17 protein-coding genes and 1 tRNA gene are annotated in these 21537 nt (G+C 63.1%); 14 read left to right on the top strand and 4 right to left on the bottom strand.

Annotated features, from left to right (window positions below):
* The first annotated feature begins 15 nt into the window (after window positions 1-15).
* Both arsB and arsH read left to right on the top strand, forming a co-directional pair.
* A complete protein-coding gene (gene arsB, locus AT984_RS13290; protein WP_058720494.1) occupies window positions 16-1098 on the top strand; it encodes an ACR3 family arsenite efflux transporter in 1083 nt (360 codons plus the stop codon).
* 119 nt (window positions 1099-1217) lie between these two features.
* Entirely contained in the window at window positions 1218-1907 is a 690-nt protein-coding gene (gene arsH / locus AT984_RS13285) for an arsenical resistance protein ArsH (protein WP_058720493.1), read from the top strand.
* Between the two features lie 29 nt (window positions 1908-1936).
* Here arsH and AT984_RS13280 read toward each other — a convergent pair whose 3' ends face one another.
* A complete protein-coding gene (locus AT984_RS13280) occupies window positions 1937-4132 on the bottom strand; it encodes a TRC40/GET3/ArsA family transport-energizing ATPase (protein WP_082680010.1) in 2196 nt (731 codons plus the stop codon).
* 358 nt (window positions 4133-4490) lie between these two features.
* On the opposite strand from AT984_RS13280, the gene AT984_RS23575 reads away from it, so the two are divergent.
* Complete coding sequence (locus tag AT984_RS23575) at window positions 4491-4844, top strand: BON domain-containing protein (protein WP_231741420.1); 354 nt, start codon at window positions 4491-4493, stop codon at window positions 4842-4844.
* A gap of 199 nt (window positions 4845-5043) precedes the next feature.
* Here the strand turns inward: AT984_RS23575 and AT984_RS13270 are convergent.
* Window positions 5044-5133: transfer RNA gene (locus AT984_RS13270), tRNA-Ser, on the bottom strand.
* Between the two features lie 37 nt (window positions 5134-5170).
* Entirely contained in the window at window positions 5171-5998 is an 828-nt protein-coding gene (locus tag AT984_RS13265) for a symmetrical bis(5'-nucleosyl)-tetraphosphatase (RefSeq protein ID WP_058720492.1), read from the bottom strand.
* 105 nt (window positions 5999-6103) lie between these two features.
* On the opposite strand from AT984_RS13265, the gene AT984_RS13260 reads away from it, so the two are divergent.
* The 5 genes from AT984_RS13260 (at window position 6104) to AT984_RS13240 (ending at window position 12402) form a co-directional block, all read left to right on the top strand.
* Window positions 6104-7417: a hemolysin family protein gene (locus AT984_RS13260; protein WP_058720491.1), complete on the top strand. Its 1314-nt coding sequence runs from the start codon at window positions 6104-6106 to the stop codon at window positions 7415-7417.
* Window positions 7414-8160, top strand: a complete 747-nt coding sequence (locus AT984_RS13255; protein ID WP_058720490.1) for a SapC family protein — start codon at window positions 7414-7416, stop codon at window positions 8158-8160. The genes AT984_RS13260 and AT984_RS13255 overlap by 4 nt, the downstream gene beginning before the upstream one ends.
* A gap of 155 nt (window positions 8161-8315) precedes the next feature.
* Window positions 8316-9899, top strand: coding sequence for a lyase family protein (locus AT984_RS23570; protein ID WP_058720489.1), 1584 nt, complete (start codon window positions 8316-8318; stop codon window positions 9897-9899).
* A 115-nt stretch (window positions 9900-10014) separates the two neighbouring features.
* Entirely contained in the window at window positions 10015-11310 is a 1296-nt protein-coding gene (locus AT984_RS13245; protein ID WP_058720488.1) for an acetyl-CoA hydrolase/transferase family protein, read from the top strand.
* A 468-nt stretch (window positions 11311-11778) separates the two neighbouring features.
* Window positions 11779-12402 (top strand): N-acyl amino acid synthase FeeM domain-containing protein, encoded by a 624-nt coding sequence (locus AT984_RS13240; protein WP_156422027.1) that lies wholly within the window; start codon window positions 11779-11781, stop codon window positions 12400-12402.
* A gap of 39 nt (window positions 12403-12441) precedes the next feature.
* Here the strand turns inward: AT984_RS13240 and AT984_RS13235 are convergent, their stop codons facing one another.
* On the bottom strand, window positions 12442-13236 hold the full coding sequence (locus AT984_RS13235; protein ID WP_058722316.1) for an IclR family transcriptional regulator: 795 nt from the start codon (window positions 13234-13236) through the stop codon (window positions 12442-12444).
* Window positions 13237-13374: 138 nt separating this feature from the next.
* Here AT984_RS13235 and AT984_RS13230 point away from each other — a divergent pair, with 138 nt between their 5' ends.
* From AT984_RS13230 to AT984_RS13205, 6 genes are all read left to right on the top strand, one after another.
* A complete protein-coding gene (locus tag AT984_RS13230) occupies window positions 13375-14346 on the top strand; it encodes an MBL fold metallo-hydrolase (RefSeq protein WP_058720486.1) in 972 nt (323 codons plus the stop codon).
* 80 nt (window positions 14347-14426) lie between these two features.
* On the top strand, window positions 14427-14963 hold the full coding sequence (locus AT984_RS13225) for a VOC family protein (protein ID WP_058720485.1): 537 nt from the start codon (window positions 14427-14429) through the stop codon (window positions 14961-14963).
* 24 nt (window positions 14964-14987) lie between these two features.
* Window positions 14988-16673 (top strand): FAD-dependent oxidoreductase, encoded by a 1686-nt coding sequence (locus tag AT984_RS13220; protein ID WP_058720484.1) that lies wholly within the window; start codon window positions 14988-14990, stop codon window positions 16671-16673.
* Window positions 16670-16882, top strand: a complete 213-nt coding sequence (locus AT984_RS13215; RefSeq protein WP_058720483.1) for a DUF2783 domain-containing protein — start codon at window positions 16670-16672, stop codon at window positions 16880-16882. Before AT984_RS13220 ends, AT984_RS13215 begins: the two co-directional genes overlap by 4 nt.
* An 81-nt stretch (window positions 16883-16963) precedes the next feature.
* Window positions 16964-18286, top strand: coding sequence for a fumarylacetoacetase (gene fahA, locus AT984_RS13210; protein WP_058720482.1), 1323 nt, complete (start codon window positions 16964-16966; stop codon window positions 18284-18286).
* Between the two features lie 384 nt (window positions 18287-18670).
* On the top strand, window positions 18671-21313 hold the full coding sequence (locus AT984_RS13205) for a TonB-dependent receptor (RefSeq protein WP_058720481.1): 2643 nt from the start codon (window positions 18671-18673) through the stop codon (window positions 21311-21313).
* Window positions 21314-21537: the final 224 nt, after the last annotated feature.

Here is a 21537-nt window from a genome sequence, read left to right as displayed (position 1 = left end):
CGAGAGAAAACAAACATGAGCACCACCACCTTGCCAACGCCCGCGGAGACCCCCGCAGCGCCCGCGCCGATGAGCATCTTCGAGCGCTACCTGACCGTCTGGGTCTTTCTATGCATCATCGTCGGCATCGCGCTCGGCCAGCTGCTGCCCGGGCCGTTTCAGGCCGTGGGCCAAATGGAGATTGCCAAGGTCAATCTGCCGGTCGGCCTGCTGATTTGGGTGATGATCATCCCCATGCTGCTGAAGGTGGACTTCGCGGCGCTGTCACAGGTCAAGCAGCATTGGCGCGGGATTGGCGTCACGCTGTTTGTGAACTGGGCGGTCAAGCCTTTCTCGATGGCTTTGTTGGGCTGGATCTTCATCCGCCATGTCTTCGCCCCCTACCTGCCTGCCGACCAGGCCGACAGCTATATCGCCGGCCTGATTCTGCTGGCCGCCGCGCCTTGCACCGCGATGGTGTTTGTGTGGAGCCGGCTCACCGGCGGCAACCCGCTGTTCACGCTCTCGCAAGTGGCGTTGAACGACGCCATCATGGTGTTCGCCTTCGCGCCCATCGTGGCTTTGCTGCTCGGCCTGTCGGCCATCGTCGTGCCTTGGGACACGCTGATCACCTCGGTCGTGCTCTACATCGTGATTCCGGTGGTGCTGGCGCAGCTCTGGCGCAAGGCTTTGCTGCGCCGTGGCCCAGCGGTTTTTGATGCGGTGCTGGCCAAGATCGGACCTTGGTCCATCAGTGCTTTGCTGGCCACGCTGGTGCTTTTGTTCGCCTTCCAGGGCAAGGCGATTCTGGAGCAGCCCTTGGTGATCGCGATGCTGGCCGTGCCCATCCTGATCCAGGTATTCTTCAATTCGGGCCTGGCTTACTGGCTGAATCGGCGCCTGGGCGAGTCCCATGCCGTGGCCTGCCCATCGGCCTTGATTGGGGCCAGCAATTTCTTCGAACTGGCCGTGGCCGCCGCTATCAGCCTGTTTGGTTTCGAGTCGGGCGCGGCGCTGGCCACCGTGGTGGGCGTGCTGATTGAGGTGCCGGTGATGCTGCTGGTGGTCAAGCTGGTCAACGACAGCAAGGGCTGGTACGAGGCGGGGCAGGGGGCATGAGGGCATGAGGGCGCCGACTGGCGCGCAGCTCAAGTCAGCAGCGCATCCAAGCGCTGCTTTGCACAAACATCAATGCGGGCTGCTGCTTGTGAACGCGGCAGCCTGCGCAGGAGACTTCCTTGTCCACGCTTGACCCCAGCCTGCCCCATATCGACACCGCGCTTTTCGATGCGCCAACAAGCGCCAAGCTGAACGGCGCCGGCCCATCCCAACACGCGCCGCGCTTCTTGCTGCTCTACGGCTCGCTGCGCGAGCGTTCCTACAGCCGGCTGCTCACTTTCGAGGCCGCGCGTCTCTTGACCGCGATGGGTGGCGAGGTGCGCATTTTCAACCCTGCTGGCTTGCCGCTGCCGGACGATGGCAGCGATCAGCACCCCAAGGTGCAGGAGTTGCGCCAGCTGACCGAATGGTCCGAAGCCATGGTCTGGACCTCGCCCGAGCGCCATGGCGCCATGACCGGCGTGATGAAGTCGCAGATCGACTGGCTGCCGCTCAACTCAGGCGCCATTCGCCCGACCCAGGGCAAGACCCTGGCGGTGATGCAGGTGTCGGGCGGCTCGCAGTCTTTCAATGCGGTGAACCAGCTGCGCGTACTGGGGCGCTGGATGCGCATGATCACCATCCCCAATCAATCCTCCGTGGCCAAGGCCTTTCTGGAGTTTGATGAAGCCGGCCGCATGAAGCCTTCCAGCTATTACGACCGGGTGGTCGACGTGATGGAAGAGCTGTTCAAGTTCACCTTGCTGACGCGCGATGCCAGCCCCTACTTGGTGGACCGCTACAGCGAGCGCAAAGAGAGCGCCGAGTAGCTGTCAAAACGGGTCAATCAGCCCGCGCTCTAAGGCGTGGCATTTGCCATCCCATCCGTGTGAACGGCTGGCGCCGAGCCTGGCGCGCTGACCAGCTTGCCCAGTTCCTGCAAGCCAATCGGCGGCACCGTCAACCAGGGTAGGGTGAACAAGCGCTTGGCCAGGCCGGCGTTCATGCGCGCGATCTGCTTGCGCTCTCCCGCCAGCCGCGCGGCCAGCAGCGGGTCTTGCGTGCCGGCCGCGAGCACGCTTTTGTTCAGCACCCAGGCATAGGGCTCGACGCTGGCGCGGCGCAAGTCCTCTTGCAGGGCCGCGGCCTGCGAGACTGGCGTCACCTCGGGCAATGTGACCAGAATGATCTTGGTGTATGCGCCGTCTTGCAGTCGCATCAGCGGCGTGACCACACGGGCGCTGCCACGGCCTTCGAACTCATGCATCATTTGCCGGTGGTAGGCGCCGGTGGCGTCCATCAGCAGCATGGAATGCCCGGTGGGCGCAGTGTCCAGCACCACAAAAGCGCTGCGCGCCTCGCTGACGATGCGTGAGAAGGCGTGGAACACCGCCACCTCTTCGGTGCAGGGCGAGTGCAGATCTTCAAGCAACAGCGCCTGCTCTTGCGCATCGAGGCCGGGTGACTTGGCGGCCATGATTTTGTCGATATAGCGCTGCGTTTCCACCTTGGGATCGATGCGGCTGAGCTGCAGGCCGGTGACGGCGCCTTCCAGCGTGGCTGCCAAGTGCGCAGCCGGATCAGTGGTGCTGAGGTGCACGCTTTTTCCGCGTTGCACCAGGCCCAAAGCCAGGGCGGCCGCAATCGTGGTTTTGCCAACGCCCCCCTTGCCCATCACCATGATCAGGCCATGGCCGGCGGCCGCCAATTCGTCGGCTAGCGCGGCCAGCCCCTGAACTTGGCTGAGAGGCAGTGCGGCCCCGGCCAGCGGCGGTTCCGGTGGCGTGGGGCTAGATGTTGCCGGCGCCAGCAGGGCGCGCAAGGCGGGCAGGCCGACGGTGTCAAAGGCCCGCAAGGGAACGCGGTCCTGCGGCAGGGCTTGCAAGGCCGCTGGCATTTCAGCCAGCGCCACTTGCCCTAAGTCCTCAATCGCGCAGGCCACCGCATCGCTGCGCGCGCTGGCGTGAAAAACGCCGTTGATGGCCAGGCGCTGGTTGTTGAGGCCCAGCTCGCACAGGTCTATTGAGGTGCGCGCCGCCTCGGCGATGGCGCCTTTGTCGGGGCGGGTCACCAGCACCACGGTGGTCAGCGCTGGGTCGCTCAAGGCTTTCAATGCGGCCTGGAAGCGCACTTCCTGCATCTTCAGCCCGGAGTGCGGACCCAGGCACGAGGCGCCGCGGTCATTGCCCGCCAGAAAGCCGCTCCAGGCCTTGGGCAAGCTGAGCAGGCGCAGGGTGTGGCCGGTGGGTGCCGTGTCAAACACGATGTGATCGAAGTGCGGCCGGCCAGCGGCCTGGCTACCGGCCTGGTTACCGGCCTGGTTAATGGCCTGGTTAATGGCCTGGTTAACGGCTGGCGAGTTGTCGGCCAGCAAGCTTGCGAACTCATCGAAGGAGGCGATCTCGGTGGTGCAGGCGCCCGACAGTTGCTCGCGCACATTGGCGAGTTCGGCCGCGCTGGCGTTGGCGCCCATCTGCGTCAGCACCCGCTGTCGATAGGCTTCCGCCGCATTGTCCGGGTCGATGTTCAGCACCCAAAGTCCCGGCGCGCCCGGCACGGGCGTTGGCGTGTTGTGCAGGGCCACGCCCAGCATTTCGTCCAGATTTGAGGCGGCGTCGGTGCTGACCAGCAGCACCTGCTTGCCGCCATCAGCCAGCGTTAGCGCCGTGGCCGTTGAGAGCGATGTCTTGCCGACGCCGCCCTTGCCGGTGAAGAACAGGTGGCGCGTTGGCCGGCTCAGAAAACCGATGGTGTTGGCCTCTGCCGCCTGTGTGGCTTGCGTGGTCTCTGCATCCTCTGTGGGCTGTAGAGCCGTGTTCGCCTTCGGCCTCAGCCAGGCCAGTACCTCGTCATGTGAGGGGATGCCGCCGGCGTGAACCACCCGGCCATCAATCAGCACGGCTGGCGTGGCATGTACGCCGTAGCGCTGAATCTCCGCTGCCTGCTCGATCTTGACGAGGTTCAGCTCTTGCCCCAGCGCCGCGGCCGCGCGCTCAATCATGCTGACCGTGCTGCGGCACTTGCTGCAACCCGAACCCAGAACTTTGACTTCCATGGTCTTGGCCTCCCACTTATTGATTGGTTCTGTTGATCAAATGATGCAGCCTGCGCGTGAAGGCGAAAGCGGGCATTCTCTGCAACTGGGCTGTAGCCCCGTTCTCGCTCAAGGCTTAGCCCTGCACTTCGACGGCCAAGGATCAGCGGCAGCCCAGACCATTTTGGCCGCATGACCAAGTGCTTGGCTTGAGTTCAATCAATTGCAAGGCCGTGATGAACTTGTTGCGCCTGAGTCGTGTCGCTTGCTGCGCCCCCGCCTGGCGTGCGCCAACGCACAGACATTGACCGCGGGCAAAGCGAAGGTAAAGGCCGGCGCAGGTCAGCGTGGCCTGGCGTCATTCAGCCAAAGGCCTCCCATGAAGAACTCATACTCTGCCACTCTGCTTTCATCTTGCACCATCGCTGTTGTGCTGGCGCTGGGCGCCTGCAGCAAGACGCCCGAAGTCAACAGCGTCACCGTGCCCGCCATGCCACCGACTGCAGCCGGGCCGGTCAATGTCTCGGATATCGATGTGACCGAGCATGTGAAAACCGCCTTGCAGAACAACGACGCGCTCAAGGGCTTCGACATCACCGTCGTGACGCTCAAAGGCGATGTGCGCTTGATGGGTCAGTTGGACAGCCAGGCCCAGATCGACGAAGCCATACGAATTGCGCGCAGCTCAGACGGCGCCCACAGCATCCACGATGAACTCACGCTCAAGAAGTAGGCGCTTAGGCTGAGATGGTTAGGCAAGCCATGACCTGGCATGGTTGATGTGCCAGCGTTGCCGAGCGAGCGGAAGGCGCCGCCATGGACGAAAAAAACGCCGCAGCGTGACGCTACGGCGTTTGATAAAACGGTGTTTGCCTTGATCGTTCTTGCTTGCTCTTGAGCCTAAAAAGCTCAGCAGTTGGAATCAAAGCAATTGGCGGAAGCTGTGAGATTCGAACTCACGGAGGGGATAAGCCCTCGCCGGTTTTCAAGACCGGTGCCTTAAACCGCTCGGCCAAGCTTCCTGTAATCGAGGCGGCATTGTAGCCGCGAACTAGCGCCTCATTTGCCGGGTTTCTGGGCCTGTTCGCACTTCACCTGAATCAGCTCTCGCATTTGCCCGTTTTCGACGCGTGCGGCGCTGAGCTTGCCGCCCCAGACGCAGCCGGTGTCCAGGGCCAGCAGGTCGGCGCGGGTGATTTGGCCCAGGGTGGACCAATGGCCGAAGGCGATGGGTGTGCCGGCCGTGCGGCGGCCGGGCGTGTCGAACCAGGGGTAGAAGCCGGTTGGAGCTTCGCCTGCACCGTCCTTGGTTTTGAAATCGAGCCGGCCGGCCGCGTTGCAAAAGCGCAGGCGGGTCAGGGCATTGATGACGAAGCGCAGGCGGTCGGCGCCTTGCAAATCGTCGCGCCAAGTGTGGGGCTCATTGCCGTACATCTGGGCCAGGAAGTCGTGGAGATCGGGGCCGCGCAGCAGGGCTTCGACTTCGCCGGCGAGTTGCAGCGTTTGGGTCAGATCCCATTGCGGCACCACCCCGGCATGGACCATCAGCCATCCCTGCTCGAACAGGGCCATGTTTTGCTGGCGCAGCCATTGCAGCAAGGCTTCGCGGTCGGGTGCGTCCAGAATTTCTTGCACCGTGTCATTGCGGTGCGAGGGGCGGATGCCTTGCGCCACGGCCAGCAAATGCAGGTCGTGGTTGCCCAGCAGGCTGCGGGCGCTATCGCCCAGGGCCATCAGGCGGCGCAGGGTGCGCAGAGACGCCGGGCCACGGTTGACCAGGTCGCCCAGCAGGTAGATGCGGTCGCGTGAGGGGGAGAAGTCAATTTTGCTCAGCAAGCGATCGAGGGCATCGCAGCAGCCTTGCAGGTCGCCGATTAGGTAGTTCATTCCGGGATTGTGCTGTCAGAACTTTCAAATGCTTCTGCTACCCTACGCGGCTCTTGCACAGTCAGGCGCACGCTGGGAGGCAATTCCGGCTCAGCGGCGCACTCAATGGATACCGCTTTTCTCATTTTTCTTTTGTGTTTGAACGCCTTTTTCGCTGCGTCGGAAATGGCCTTGTCTGCCAGCCGTAAAGCCCGGCTGCAGGTGTTGGTGGAAGCGGGAGAGTCCGGCGCACGTTCGGCCATGGCCTTGCATGACGACCCGACCAAGTTTTTGTCCACGGTGCAGATTGGCATCACGTCGATTGGGGTGTTGAACGGCATTGTGGGCGATGCGGCGTTCTCGGGTCCGCTGGCGAAGTGGCTGAATGCCACCTTCGGTTGGCATGACCGCGTGGTGGACATCACCGCCACGGCCTTGGTGGTGGTGATCATCACCGTGGTGACGATTATTTTTGGTGAACTGGTGCCCAAGCGCCTGGGTCAGATCTACCCCGAAACGGTGGCGCGCAAGGTCGCGCCCATCATGGATTTCTTGTCCATGGCCGCGCGGCCGTTGGTCAAGTTGCTGAGTTTTGCGACCGAAGCGACCCTGGGCCTGATGGGCTTTGGCGGCCACACTCCGCGCAGCGTGACGGAAGAAGAAATCGCCGCCAGCCTGGACGAGGGGCGCGACGCCGGCGTGATCGAGGCGCATGAGCACCAGATGGTGCGCAATGTGTTTCGCCTGGATGAGCGCGAGATCGGCTCGATGATGATTCCGCGGGCAGAGATCGCCTGGCTGGACGTCAGCGACACGCCTCAGCAGGTGCTGGAGGTGCTCAAGGGCCACGGCTACAGCCGCTATCCGGTGTGCCGCGGCAGCCTGGCGGAGGTGCAGGGCATTGTCTCGGCCCAGGTGCTCTTGCAGCGAGCCTTGAGCGGCCAGCCGCTGGCGCTGGCGGAGGATTTGGAAGCCGCGGTGTTTGTGCCGGAGACGCTGTCGGGCATGGAGTTGCTGGAGCAATTCCGCGTCTCGGATGCACCGCTGGTGTTTGTGGTGGATGAATACGGCGAAGTGCAGGGAGTGATCTCCGTGCGCGACGTGCTTGAAGCGATTGCGGGCGAATTCAATGCGCCCAGCGACGGAGATGCCTGGGCGGTGCAACGCGAGGATGGGAGCTGGCTGCTGGACGGCCTGATCCCGGTGCCAGAGCTGAAGGACCGCCTGGAGCTGAAGGAACTACCCGAGGAAGACCGTGGGCGCTACAACACCCTGGCCGGCATGATCATGCTGCTGCTGGGGCGTTTGCCGCGCACGGCCGATGTGGTGGAGTGGAACGCCTGGAGATTTGAGGTTGTGGACCTCGATGGCAAGCGTGTAGACAAAGTGCTGGTCAGTCGACTGGCTGTTGATGATGATGATGGAGAAGTGAAGTCATGAGTACGCCCCCCCTGTACGGCAATTTGGTGCCCCTGGACCGTGAGGCCCACAAGCACCTGCGCCTGAAGACCGAATTGCCCACGGTGGACCGTGTGGCGGGTTTGAATTCCCTGTTCCTGGCCGTGGTGGAGTTCGCCGAAGCCTGCAAGGAATTCCCCATCGTGTTCGTGCGCGTGGGCGAAGCCCCCACCGACGGCTCCAAGCAAGCCGTCGCCCCGCTGGCCGTGATGGGCTTGCGCGCTGGCAGCAATCTGTTCGTCAAGGACGGCAAGTGGACCGGCAACTATGTGCCCGCCTATCTGCGCCGTTATCCCTTCGCGATGGCGCGCTTGGACCAAGACACTGACACCGTGGCGGTTTGCTACGACAGCGAATGGCCCGGCTTCTCGGTCACTGAAGGCCAAGCCCTGTTCGGCACCGATGGTGAGCCAACCGAGTTCCTGAGCAATGCCCGCACCTTCCTCGAGAACTTCGAGCAAGAGTCCGAGCGCACCCGTCACGCCTGCCAAGCTCTGCAAGAGCTGGATCTGCTGCAAGACATGCGTTTCGAAGCCACGCTGGGCAATGGCGAGAAGCTGGACGTTGACGGCTTCCTGGCCGTGGACGAAAAGAAGCTGGCTGAGTTGCCTGACGCCAAGGTGGTGGAGTTGCATCGCAACGGCCTGCTGTCCTTGTTGGAAATGCACCGCATCTCGATGGGCAATATGAACCGTCTGGCTGTGCAACAAGCCAATCAGGCTTGATGGCCTGAGGCCATTGAGGCCTCTTGAGGGTGCGGAGAACTGGGGCGTTAGCGCCCATGCCTCCGTGCCCCAGGCAAACCCTCTGAGGGTTTGCCGATATCAGCCAAACCCCGGCGCATGGCTAGGATGCTCGCGAAGATCCTCTGAGGTGCGGTATGTCGGTGTTGGTGTTTGAGGGTTTTTTGTCCACGCCCGAAATGTTGGCGGTGTTGGACCAGTCGTCCATCGTGCAGGCCATGATGGACTTTGAGGCGGCGCTGGCCCGTGCCCAAGGGCGCGTGGGGGTGATTCCGCAGTCGGCCGCGCAGGCCATTGCCAGCCTTTGCCGGGTTGAGCTCTACGATATTCATGCCCTGATGGCCGCCAGCGCCCACGATGGCAGCTTGGCCATTCCGGTGGTGCGCCGCTTGGCCGAAACCGTGGCCTTGTTTGACCCGGCCGCCGCGTCCTTTGTGCATTTGGGAAGCACCAGTCAGGATGTGATCGACACGGCGCAAGTCTTGCTGGCCCGCCGTGGGCTGCGCCTGATCGAAGACGATTTGCTGGAACTGGTGGGCGTGCTGCTGGATCTGGCCGATGCGCATCCGGCCCAGCCCATTCTGGCGCGCACCTTGATGCAGCCGGCCCAAGTCAGCAGCTTGCGTTTCCGCCTGGCCAGCTGGGCCTTGCCCTTGCTGCGCTGCGCGCAAGGCTTGCGGCATGCGGCTGACGGCGCTTTGCAGCTTCAGTTTGGCGGCGCGGTGGGTACCTTGTCGGCCCTGGGCGAGAAAGCCGAGGCGGTTAGCCAGGCCTTGGGTGCCGAGTTGAAGCTGCCGGTGCCGGATATGCCTTGGCATTCGCAGCGCGACCGTTGGGTGCGTTTGTGTGCCGAGCTGGGTGTGTTGTGCGGTTCGCTGGGCAAATTGGCGCGCGATGTGTCGCTGCTCTCGCAGGCTGAAATCGGCGAGGTGGCCGAGCCCGAGGATCTGCCGCCCTTGGGGCCGCCTTCGGATGGGCTGGCTTGCCACGAGCCTGCCGGCGCTGTGCCTGCTGCGCCGGCACCGTCGTGGCTCAAGCCAAGCGCCAAGCCGGCCAAGGCAGGCGCGCTTGATGACGCGCATAGGGGCTTGCCTGCGGGACTGCCCTTGTCGGTTCGCAAGCGCAGCCATTCGCGGGCGATGCCGCACAAGCGCAACCCGGTGTCTTGCATGTTGGCGTTGGCGGCGGCGCAGCGCGCGCCGCAGCGTGTGGCGGCCTTGCTGGGCAGCATGCTGCAGGAGTTCGAGCGCGGCCTGGGCGGCTGGCAGGCGGAGCTGGCCGAATCGGTGAGCCTGCTGATGCACAGCCATGGCTCGGCGCGGGCAATGCTGACGGCCATGGCCGGCATCACGCTCTATCCCGGGCGCATGGCGGCCAATATCGAGGCGCAGCAGGGCTTGGTGTACTCCGAGGCCTTGACCCAATGCCTGGCCGGCGTGCTGGGTCGCATAGAGGCCCAGCTGCTGGTGGGGCAGTTGTGCGATGAGGTCTTGGCGGTGCACGAGTCTGGTGATGCTCTGGGCGCTAGCGGCGGGCTGCGCGGCCTGGCTCAAGCGCTTTGTGCGCGTGACGCCCGCTTGCAGGCCGGCATCGAGCCTGCCGCACTGGCCGCGGTTTTTGACCCCCAGCGGGTCGCCCAGCATGCCGATCAACGGGTCAGCAAGGCACTGGCGCAGGCGCGTGTGGACTTGTGCGCCTTGCTGGACCGCCCGCAGTGGTGAAGGGCGCCAGCGGCCCGCGGTGTTGGGCCGCCGCGACCTCCGCCGCGACCTGTAAGGATTGAGGCAAGGTTTCGGGTGCACACTTGGTTTATCCCCCTAGTGAGTTGTGTCCACCATGTCAGTTCAAGACCAATACAAGCAAAAACTGCGCAGTGCAGCGGACGCGCTGGCGCTGCTGCGCAATGACGATTTCATCATCGTGCCCACTGGCGTCGGCGAGCCGCCGGCCTTGTTGAACGCGTTGTCTGAGCAGCGCCGCAGCTTCCGTGGCATCAAGATTGGCCAGATCCTGCCGGTGCGCAAGTTCGCTTATTTCGACCCCGAGACGGTGGACCATGTGCGCCATGTGGCCTTCTTCTATGGCGGCGCGTCGCGCCAGGGTGGCAAAGAAGGTTGGATCGATTTCATCCCCAGCTATTTCTCCGAAATGCCGGCCCTGATCGAGCGGGGCCTGATCCCCGCCGATGTGGTGTTTGCCATGGCCTCGCCGATGGACAGCCACGGCTACTTCTCGCTCAGCCTGGGGGCTGACTACACCATGGCCGCAGTGGCCAAGGCGCGCGCGGTGGTGCTGGAAGTGAACCCCAATGTGCCTTTTGCCTTCGGCAACTGCCATGTGCATGTCTCGCAGGTCAGCGCCCTGGTGGAAAGCTCAGATCCGCTGCAAGAAGTGGGGCTGCCCAAGATCGGCCCGGTGCAGCAGGCCATCGGCAAATATGTGGCCGACATGATCGACGACGGTTCGACCCTGCAGATCGGCTACGGCGGTATTCCCGACGCGGTGGTGATGCAGCTGACGGCCAAGCGCGACCTGGGCATCCACACCGAGATGATCGGCGACGGCATCTTGACCCTGATCGAAAGCGGCGCCGTCACCAACCGGCGCAAGAACTATCTGCCCGGCAAGATGGTGGCTACCTTTGCGCTGGGCTCGCAAAAGCTCTACCGCTTTCTGGATCGCAATCCGGGCCTGGAAATGCATCCGGTGGACTTCACCAACGACCCCTATCTGGCCGGCAAGAACGACAAGCTGGTTGCCATCAACGCGACGCTGCAAATCGACTTGCTGGGCCAGTGCGGCTCGGAAAGCCTGGGGCCGACGCCTTACTCCGGCACCGGCGGGCAAAGCGATTTTGTGCGGGCCGCCAATCGCTCGCTGGGTGGCAAGGCCTTTATCGTGGTGCCTTCGACGGCCAAGGACGACAGCATCAGCCGCATCGTGCCCACGCTGACGCCGGGCACCCATGTCAGTACCAGCAAAAACGACATTAACTATGTCGTCAGCGAGTACGGCGTGGCGCAACTGCGCGGCAAGTCGGCCAAGCAGCGGGCGCAGGAGATGATCGCCATTGCGCACCCCAGCTTCCGCGCGGAGCTGACCGAACAGGCCAAGAAGCTGAAGCTGCTTTGATCGCCTGATCGATCCAGACCGGGCCTGGACGGGCCTCGGTCGCGCGGGAAAGTCAGCAAGCCCAAACTATGAAAAGCCGTGGCCTTTGCTGGTGCTGCGGGTAATGGTTGGCAGCCCGGCCCGACTGCCACTCTTTTCAAAAAATCAAGCCAATGTTGCCAAAGTTACCTTTTCTGTTGTCATTGGCGGCGTTTTTGAGTTTGAGGCCATCTCTGGCTCGGTAGTTCTCTTACTTCCTGCGCTAGATTGCCGTCACTGATCACGATTGGCTCCCATCGCTAACGCAAAAGCCGTCAATATCAATCTAGGGGCTTCTTGTGTAACTTCTCGTATTTCTGGTCAGGATTTCACACTTTGCTCGATAGACTGGCGCCCGTGCCATTCGCCCCCGGGTTCCAGTGATTGACAAGTGAGTACCTGATGATCCATTTCCAAGAAGTATCTGAGTCGCGATATCAGGCGCCCGGTTTGACGATTCAGACCGCCGACCATGCCTTTTGGGTCCATGCGCGCGGCTTGGTGGCGCGCCGTTATGCGGACCGCGGCTATCTGTGCAAAGACTTGAGCACTGCGCCGGATGGGGCGGAAATCATCTGCTCGGCCTTCTCTGGTGCCACCACCGTCGGCACCATCGCAGTTCGCTTTGATACCGAGCATGGCTTGCGTGCTGAGGACTTGTTCGGGGCGGAGTTGCAGGCCCTGCGAGCCCAAGGTTTGCGGCTTTGCGAATTCGGCCGCTTGGCGCTGGATCAGGATGTGGCGGAAAGCAAAGAGCTGCTGGCCCATCTGTTTCACCTCGCTTTCATGCATGCCTACCGCTTGGCGGCTTGCAACACGCTGGTGATTGAGGTCAACCCACGGCATGTGCCTTTTTATCGCCGCATGCTGGGCTTCAAGGTGCAAGGCGAGGCGCGCCACAACACGCGGGTCAATGCCCCGGCGGTGTTGATGGTCTTGGATCTCGTGTGGGCGGGTGAGCAGGTGAGCAGCTTCGGCGGTCGCCCGGCCAGTGCCAGCGTGACGCGCACCCTCTACCCCTTCTTCTACGGCGTGGAAGAGGAATCGGCGATTCTGGCCAAGTTGCGCCAGTAAGCCAGACCAACTGATTGAGTTGGCCATGCGCTCGAGCTTTTAGTCCGCCAGCCAGCCGAGTTGGCGCGACAGTTCTTGCCCGGCCCGCTTGAGGGCGCAGGCCAGCGGGCCGCGTGCATCCAGGTCGAAATGGCCGCTGGGCCCGATGGCGGTCAGGCTGAGCACCATGCGCCCCTGATCATCAAACACAGGCGCCGCCAAGGCGCTGACGCCCGGCACAACGCCGTCCAATGAGCGGGCCAGGCCTTCGGCCCGCGCTTGGCTGAGTTGTTCGTCGAAGTCCTTGTTCTTGCCAGGTTTGTGGCCCTCGGCGCCGTCTTCGGCCGCCAGGGCGGCTTGCACCACGGCAGGCGCCAAGTGAGCGGCAAACAAGCGGCCCGAGGCAGTGCCGCGCAAGCTCATCACCGTGCCATGGCGCATGCTGATGTGAACGGGGCTGGGCGCCTCAGCCACCCGCACGATGGTGGGGCCGCGATTGCCCCAGACCGCAATCGCCACCGTCACCTGCAACTGCGCCGCCAACTCTTCGATGCGCGGCGTGGCCAGGCGTACCGGCTCATATTGCTGCAGGCTGATCAAGCCCAGCTGCAAGGCCAGGGGCCCCAGGCCATAGCGCCCGCTGCTGGCTTCTTGCTCGACCAGGCCGAGCTTGATGAAGCTGACCAGATAGGGGTGCGCTTTGGCGGGCGCCATCTGGCCTTCACGCGCCAAATCCTTCAAGGCCATGGGTCGGCCATGGTGCGCCAAGGCAATCAGCAACTGCCCGCCCACTTCGATGCTTTGAATGCCGCGCGGGCTGGCTTTTTCTTCGTTGGGCAGGGTGGGCGTGTTCATGTCCTTCATTACACCCGATCTCGCTGAACTCGCTGTGCGATAAATTCGCTATAGACAAACGAATTTAACTTTGTTTAAATTCGGGGCCTTGGGTTTCGGGTCTGCCGAAGCCTATTCACGCTCAACAAGCCGACGCCCATGACCCAGCCGACCAAGACCTTTGCCTCCCAAGCCGACCTCGAAGTCAAGCAAGTCAGCTTCGACAAGCTGTCCGAACACGCTTACGCCTACACCGCCGAGGGCGACCCGAATACCGGCATCGTCATCGGTGACGACGCGGTGATGGTGATCGACACTCAGGCCACGCCGGCGATGGCGCAGGACGTGATCCGCCGCATCCGCGAGGTGACCGATAAGCCGATCAAGTACGTGCTGCTGAGTCACTACCACGCGGTGCGCGTGCTGGGCGCCTCGGCCTACCAAGCCGAAGGCTGCGAGCAGATCATTGCCAGCCAAGACACCTATGACTTGATCGTCGAGCGCGGCGAGCAAGACAAGGCCAGCGAGATCGGCCGCTTCCCGCGCCTCTTCGCCAATGTGGAAACCGTGCCGGCCGGCCTGACTTGGCCCACGCTGACCTTCACCGGCAAGATGACTTTGTGGCTGGGCAAGCTGGAGGTGCAGATCCTGCAACTCGGCCGTGGCCATACCAAGGGCGACACGGTGGTGTGGCTGCCGCAGGACCGGGTGCTGTTCTCGGGTGACCTGGTGGAGTTTGATGCCACGCCCTATGCCGGTGATGCCTACTTCAGCGACTGGCCGCAAACCCTCGATAACTTGGCCGCCCTCAAGCCCGCCAAGCTGGTGCCTGGCCGTGGTCCGGCGCTGCAAACCGAGGCCCAGGTGGCCGCCGGCCTGGCCGGCACGCGCGCCTTTGTTAGCGAGTTGTATGCCAGCGTGAAAGCGGGCGCGGCGGCCGGGCAGGAGCTCAAGGCCGTGTACCGCGAGACCTACGAGCGCCTGGCGCAGAAGTATGGCCAGTGGGTGATCTTTGCCCACTGCATGCCCTTTGATGTGACCCGCGCTTTTGACGAAGCCAGCGGCCATGTGGACCCGCGCATCTGGACGGCTGAGCGCGACCTGGCCATGTGGCAGGCCCTGGAAAGCTGAGCGCCTGATCGCTTCTCGGCTCAGCCGCCAAGCACCGCGCTGCTGAGCCCACCCCACCGAACTTAGAGAGTTGCAAGACCATGAAGATCCAACGCATTCACCACGTCGCCTACCGCTGCATTGATGCCAAGACCACCGTCGATTGGTATGAAAAGCATCTGGGCATGAACTTTGTGCTGGCCATTGCCGAAGACAAAGTGCCGTCCACCAAGGCGCCCGATCCCTATATGCACATCTTCATGGATGCGGGCGGCGGCAATGTGTTGGCCTTTTTCGAGCTGCCCAATTCGCCCGCCATGGGCCGCGACAGCAACACGCCGGAGTGGGTGCAGCACATCGCCCTCAAGGTCGACAGCGTGGCCGAGTTGGAAGCGGCCAAGACGCGCCTGCAAGCGGCCGGCATCGATGTGATCGGCATCACCGACCACACGATTTTCAAGAGCATCTACTTCTTTGATCCCAACGGCCACCGCCTGGAATTGGCGGCCGATGTGGGCACGCCCGAGATGTACGCCAAGCTCGACGCCTGCAAGCGCGAGATGCTGGACGAATGGACCCGCACCAAGCAAGCACCCAAGCATGCCGCCTGGATGCACGACGGCTCCCACGCCGCCTGAAACAGTCCTGAGCTGGAGCCCGGCGTGCAGCAGACCTATCAATACCCCGAATTTCCTTATGTGCAGAGCGCGGAGCAAGCGGCGGGTGAGTATCTGCAGCACCCGCTGGTGATCATTGGCGCCGGCCCCGTGGGCCTGAGCCTGGCGCTGGACTGCGCCATGCGCGGCATCCGCACCCTGGTGCTGGATGACAACAACAGCGTCAGCATCGGCTCGCGCGCCGTTTGCTACGCCAAGCGAACGCTGGAAGTGTGGGAGCGCCTGGGCGTGGCCACGCCCTTGCTGGCGCAGGGCGTGAGTTGGCAGCACGGCAAGGTCTTCCACCGCGACGAGTTGGCCTATCAGTTCGACCTGCTGCCCGTGGCCGCGCAGCAAATGCCGGCCATGATCAATCTGCAGCAGTACTACCTGGAAGAAGAACTGGTGGCGGCCTGCGTCAAGCACCCGCTGGTGGATCTGCGCTGGAAGCACAAGCTGCTGAGCCTGAGCCAAGAAGCCGATGCCGTGCGCCTGCAAGTGGAAACGCCCGATGGCCAGTTCGCATTGGGCGCGCAATGGCTGGTGGCCTGCGACGGCGCCAGCAGCGATACCCGCCGCATGGTTGGGGCGGACTTCAGTGGCCAGTTCTTCCAGGACCGTTTCCTCATCGCCGATGTGGTGATCAAGCCTGATGCCGCCAAGGCCGAACTGCCCGCCGACGCAGAACACAGCAACGGCCATGGCGCGGGCCTGACGCGGCCCGGCGCCGCACCCGAACGCTGGTTCTGGTTCGACCCGCCTTTCCACCCCGGCCAGTCGGTGCTGCTGCACAAGCAAAGCCATGACGTTTGGCGCATCGACTTTCAGCTCGGCTGGGAGGCCGATCCGCTTGAGGAGAAAAAGCCCGAGAACGTCATTCCCCGCATCCGCGCCATGTTGGGCGAGGGCGTGCCCTTTGAGCTGGAATGGGTTTCGGTCTATCAATTCGCCTGCCGGCGCATCGACCAGTTCCGCCATGGCCGCGTGCTGTTCGCCGGTGATGCGGCGCATCAGGTGTCGCCCTTTGGCGCGCGCGGTGCCAACACCGGCGTGCAAGATGCCGACAACCTGGCCTGGAAGCTGAACGCGGTGTTGAACCAAGGCGCGCCCGAGCGTCTGCTGGACACCTATCACGAGGAGCGCGCCTACGCCAGCGATGACAACCTGGCGCAAAGCACCCGCTCCACCGACTTCATCACGCCCAAGAGCCGCGCCTCGCTGCGCCTGCGCAATGCGGTGCTGGAGTTGGCGCGCAGCGAGGCCTTTGCCCGCCCGCTGGTCAATAGCGGCCGCCTGTCAACGCCGACACCCTACTTAAGCTCCTCGCTCAACACCCCGGACGAGCAAGCCTTTGCCGCCGCTAGCGTGTGCCCGGGCAGCCCTTGCCTGGACGCGCCGGTGCAAGTGGCGGGTCAGTCTGATTGGCTCTTGCGTCAATTGGGCCGCGGCTTTGCCCTGCTGAGCTGGGGCCCTGCGGCTGCGGTCACTTGGGCCGGCGTGACGGCCCAGCCCCTGATCGTGGGCCGCGATATTGCCGACCCGGACGGCTTGCTGGCTCAGCGCTTTGACGCCCAACCCGGCACTGTTTATCTGATCCGCCCTGACCAATATGTGGTCGCACGCTGGCGCGAGTTTTCGCCCGCCAAAGTCATCACCGCATTGCGCCGCAGCCTGGGAGCTACTCAAGCATGAGCCATCTGAACCGCAGCCCGAATATCCCCGACCCCGATGGCTTTTACGAGGCCTTGATCCAAGCTCAGCGCGACCTCAGCGACGCGCAAGCCGATGCCTTTTTGGCCAAGCTGGTGCTGATCCTGGCCAACCATGTCGGCGACCGCGCCGTGCTGACCGAGGCGCGGGAGCTGGCCCGCAGGAATACCCTGGAAAATCCACCGCAATGAGCGCCGCAACAAGTATTGCCATAAGCATTTAGCCGCTGAATTCAATCCACAAGACTGAAGCAATAAAAGTAGTCCACCACGATGAGCCTGATCGACCATACCCACCGCCCAGACGCCCAAAGCTGGGTCGCCAGCGCCAATAGCGCCGACACCGAATTCCCGATTCAGAACCTGCCCTACGGCCTGTTCCGCCGCGCCGGCAGCAATGAAAGCGCGCGCGTCGGCATCGCCATCGGCACGCAGATTCTTGACCTCCACCGGGCCAGCGCTTTAGGCAAATGGTCCAGCGCCGTGCAAGTGCTTTTGCAGCCCTTGGGTCAAGGTGATCTGAATGCCTTCATGGCCCAGCCCGCCGCGCTGCGCCGCCAACTGCGCCATGCCTTGTTCGACGCTTTGCTGGCCGGCAGCCCACAGGAAGCGGCCCTGCGCCCGGCCTTGGTTGCGCAAGCCGAAGCGCAGATGGCCGTGCCTTGCCGCATCGGCGACTACACCGACTTCTACACCGGCATCCACCATGCCACCACGGTGGGCAAACTGTTCCGCCCGGACAACCCGCTGCTGCCCAACTACAAATGGGTGCCGATTGGTTACCACGGTCGCAGCTCCTCCATCGGCGTGAGCGGCGGCACGGTGCGCCGGCCCCTGGGCCAGCTCAAGGCGCCGGACGCGGACGTGCCGACCTTCAGCGCCTGCAAGCGCCTGGACTATGAGCTGGAGCTGGGTGTGTTCGTGGCCGCCGGCAATGCGCTGGGCGAGCCGATTGCCATGCAGGATGCCGACGAGCACCTCTTCGGTGTGACCTTGCTCAACGACTGGTCGGCCCGTGATGTGCAGGGTTGGGAATACCAGCCCCTGGGCCCCTTCCTGGCCAAGAATTTCGCCACCACGCTGTCGCCCTGGATCGTCAGCATGGATGCGCTGGAACCCTTCCGCACCGCCTTCGCCCACCCGCCCGAAGACCCGCAGCCTCTGCCTTACATCGACTCGGCTAAGAACCGCGCCGAGGGCGGCTACGACATCGAGCTGGAAGTCTGGCTGCAGACCGCGCAAATGCGCGCGCAAGGCCTGCCGGCCACGCGCCTGATGCGCTCCAACTTCAAGCATGCCTACTGGACGCTGGCGCAAATGCTCACCCATCACGCCAGCAATGGCTGCAATTTGCAGCCGGGTGATTTGATGGGTACGGGTACTCAGTCTGGCCCGCAGGCGGGGGAGGGCGGCTCGATGTTGGAGTTGTCCCTCGGGGGCAAGCAAGACCTGACCCTGCCTAATGGCGAGACTCGCAAGTTCCTGGCAGACGGCGACACGGTCATCCTGCGCGGCTATGCCCAGCGCGAGGGTGCCCGCCGCATCGGCTTTGGCGACTGCAGCGCCACCATCACCGCGGCACCTGCGCTGGCTTGATTTTTTGATTGATTGATACACCGGGCTTTGGCGCCGTCGGGAGACGTTCGCGCCAAAGCCCGCTTTCTTGGGTGGGACCCTTTCCCGCCCGCGCCAAAAGTCATGGTTTATTGAAGGGCTCAGAGCGTCCCTGCTGCTGCGGCCGACCCCTTTGTAAGCACCATGCAATGAAGTCCATCAAAGCGCAACGTGGTGATTCAAGCCGGCCCCCAGCCGCTAAATTAGTGGCACCGAAAAGCAGCCGCTTAGCGGAGAGCGACGAGCCAGGTTCGATCAGCCCACTGCCCATTCAGCCCCATGCACCGCATGGCCTGAATCGCATGCTGAGCGCCCGGGAGTCATCAATAGATCCTCGCCAAGAAAATCATCATCAAGGAGCATCCCGTGTCCGACGCTGTATTCAAGAAGAAACTCTTGCCTCAACTCATCACCCTGACGCTGGCCGCGCTGGCGGTGCATGCGGCACAGGCGGCGGATGAGGTGGCTCCGGCCGCTAGCGCTGCGGCCAGCGAGAAGCTGGACTTGGTGGAAGTGGTGGGCGTGCGCGCCACCCTGAAGAAGAATCTGCTGGAAAAGCGCGAGTCCAACAATATCGTTGACTCCATCCGCGCGGAAGACGTGGGCAAGTTCCCCGACAAGAACGTGGCTGATTCGCTGCAGCGCATGCCCGGCGTGTCGGTGGACCGCGGCTGGGGCGAGGGCAAGGCCATCTTCGTGCGCGGCACGGACAAAAACTTGAACATGACGCAGCTCAACGGTCAGGCCGTGGCCTCCGCCGAGTGGTGGCTGAACGAAGCGCAGACACGCAGCTTCAACTACGACGTGCTTCCGTCTGAAATCGTGGGTAGCCTCGATATCTACAAAAGCCCCTCGGCCGATCTGGACGAAGGCAGCGTGGGCGGCCTGGTGGTGGTGAAGACGCGCAAGCCGCTGGAGTTCAAGGAGCGCCTGACCCTGCAGGGCTCGGCCGAAGCCACTTATAGCAAGCTGCCCGGCAAGACTGACCCGCAATTCAGCGGCCTGCTGAACTGGCAAAACGAGAACAAGACCCTGGGCGTGCTGCTCTCCATCAGCGAGCAAAAGCGCACCATGCGCCGCGACGGCCTGGAGAACTTCCCCGACGGCAAGTACAACATCGTGCCGGTCGACAAGACCAACAACCCCACGGGCGCGGCGGCCACCAATGCGTACGCCTCATGGGGCGGTGGCTCGGCCATCTTCCGCCAGGATCGTGAGCGCACGACGGGCAATCTGGCGATTCAGTTCCGCCCCACGAGTGAAACCGACTTCGTGCTGAATTACATGAATTCAGACATGAAGATGAATAACAACAACCAGAACTACCTCTGGCAAGCCAGCGGCCAAGCCGATGCCAAGGGCAATATCAACGTCCAGAACCCCAGCTTCATCAACACCTCGGACGGCAGCAAGGCCTTGGTGGGCGGCACCATCGGCAACACCAATGTGTCGTTTGAGCCGATCTACCGGGAGTCCTACGTGAAGTCCAAGGTGTTGGACCTGGACGGCAGCTATCAAGGCAGCAATTGGAAGCTGCACGGCCAGGTCGGCAGCACCGAAGCCGAAGGCGGCAGCAAGCATGACCGCCACTTCTGGATGGAAGGCAATGCCACCACGCAGATCGATCTGGGACCGGACAAGTACGGCGTCAAATACCTCAATATCGACCCGCTCACCTACACCGGCTTGACCCTGAAGCCGGGCGGTGGCACCAGCGACCGGGTTCGCATCATGAAGAGCAAAGAGAACTACGGCCAGGCCGACTTCTCGCTGTTCTTTGACGACTCCTTCATCAATGCCTTGAAGGTGGGCTTGAAGCTGCGCGACAGCACGCAAGAGAATCAGCGCAGCCAGGGTCGCGCCGATGGTACGGCGGCCAGCTGGCAGTCCTTCACCCTGGCGGACTTGTCCACCGGTGCTTCGCCCCTGCTGAGCCAGAAGGCCGCCACGCCCGGCGCGCTGACTCAGTACCGCTGGTTTGACGACGGCCTGGTGGCCAGCAAAGCCATCCCCATGTTCGACAAGAACATGGTCTATACCGAGCTGAAGAACGAGGAGTACAAGATCCACGAACGCATCAGCGCTGGCTATGTGAAGGCGGAGTATTCCAGCAATAAATGGCGTGGTGACTTCGGCGTGCGCCTGGTCAAGACCGAGCAGACTTCGGACGGTAATGCCATCGTGGCTGGCGGTTATGCGCCCATCAGCGTCAAGAACAGCTACACCGATGCGCTGCCCAATCTGAACGTGATCTATGACCTGCAAAAGGACGTGATCCTGCGCGGCGCGGTGTCTCGCGTGATGTCGCGCCACCCCTTCAATTTGCTCAGCCCCAGCATGACGCGTGACGGCACGGTGCTGACGGCAGCCACGGCCGGCAATCCCTTGCTCAAGCCGGTGCATTCCAATCAAGGTGAGTTGGGCGCCGAGTGGTATTACGCCGAAGGCGCGGTGCTGGCCGGTACGGCCTTCATCAAGAAGCTCGACACCTTTGTCTACACCGTCGCGGCGCAAGAGCAGGTGCTGGGCCAGACGCTCAACGTCACCCGCCCCTACAACGCCGACAACGGCGCCGACATCAAGGGCTTTGAGCTGCAATGGCAACAGCCCTTCGGCAATAGCGGCTTTGGCACGGTGATGAACTACACCTACACCGATGCCAAGGCCGGCGCGGTGGCCGGGCAGCCCAAGCTCAATGTGCTGGGTAACTCGCGTGACCAGTTCAATTTGAGCGGCTACTACGAAGCCCACGGCTTCAGCGTGCGGGCGTCCTACAACTACCGCTCCAAGTCTTACGGCGATATGCACTTCGGCGGCCAGGACGTGAACAGCGCTTACGGCCAGTGGGATGCCACCGCCAGCTGGGACATCACGCCCAAGCTGAGCTTGTATGGCTCGGCGGTGAACATCACCAACGAGGTGGTGCGCACCAACACGACGGATGGCATGCCCATCGGCGTGTATGAGAACGGCTCGCGCTACTCGATCGGCTTGCGCGCCAAGTTCTGATCGGGCGAGATCGCGCCAGCGCTCGGTCGCTAGGCGCGGTCAGACGCAGCTTTGGGAGCGGCTCTTCCTGCCAAGGATGAGCCGACTCCCTTGCCTCGGCGGCTGCGCCCAGAGTGCGCTCGTGACGAGCCTTCGCACCCTGCTCGGGCCGGCTTGATTGCTTTGGGGTGAGTTGCGGCCAGCGCCAACAAGCGCTGTGGTTTGCGCGGCCTCCCTGGCTTGCA

It is taken from the genome of Paucibacter sp. KCTC 42545, assembly GCF_001477625.1.
GTDB lineage: Bacteria > Pseudomonadota > Gammaproteobacteria > Burkholderiales > Burkholderiaceae_C > Paucibacter_A.
The sequence above is the reverse complement of the archived record's forward strand: the minus strand, read 5'-3'. Positions and strand labels throughout refer to the sequence as shown.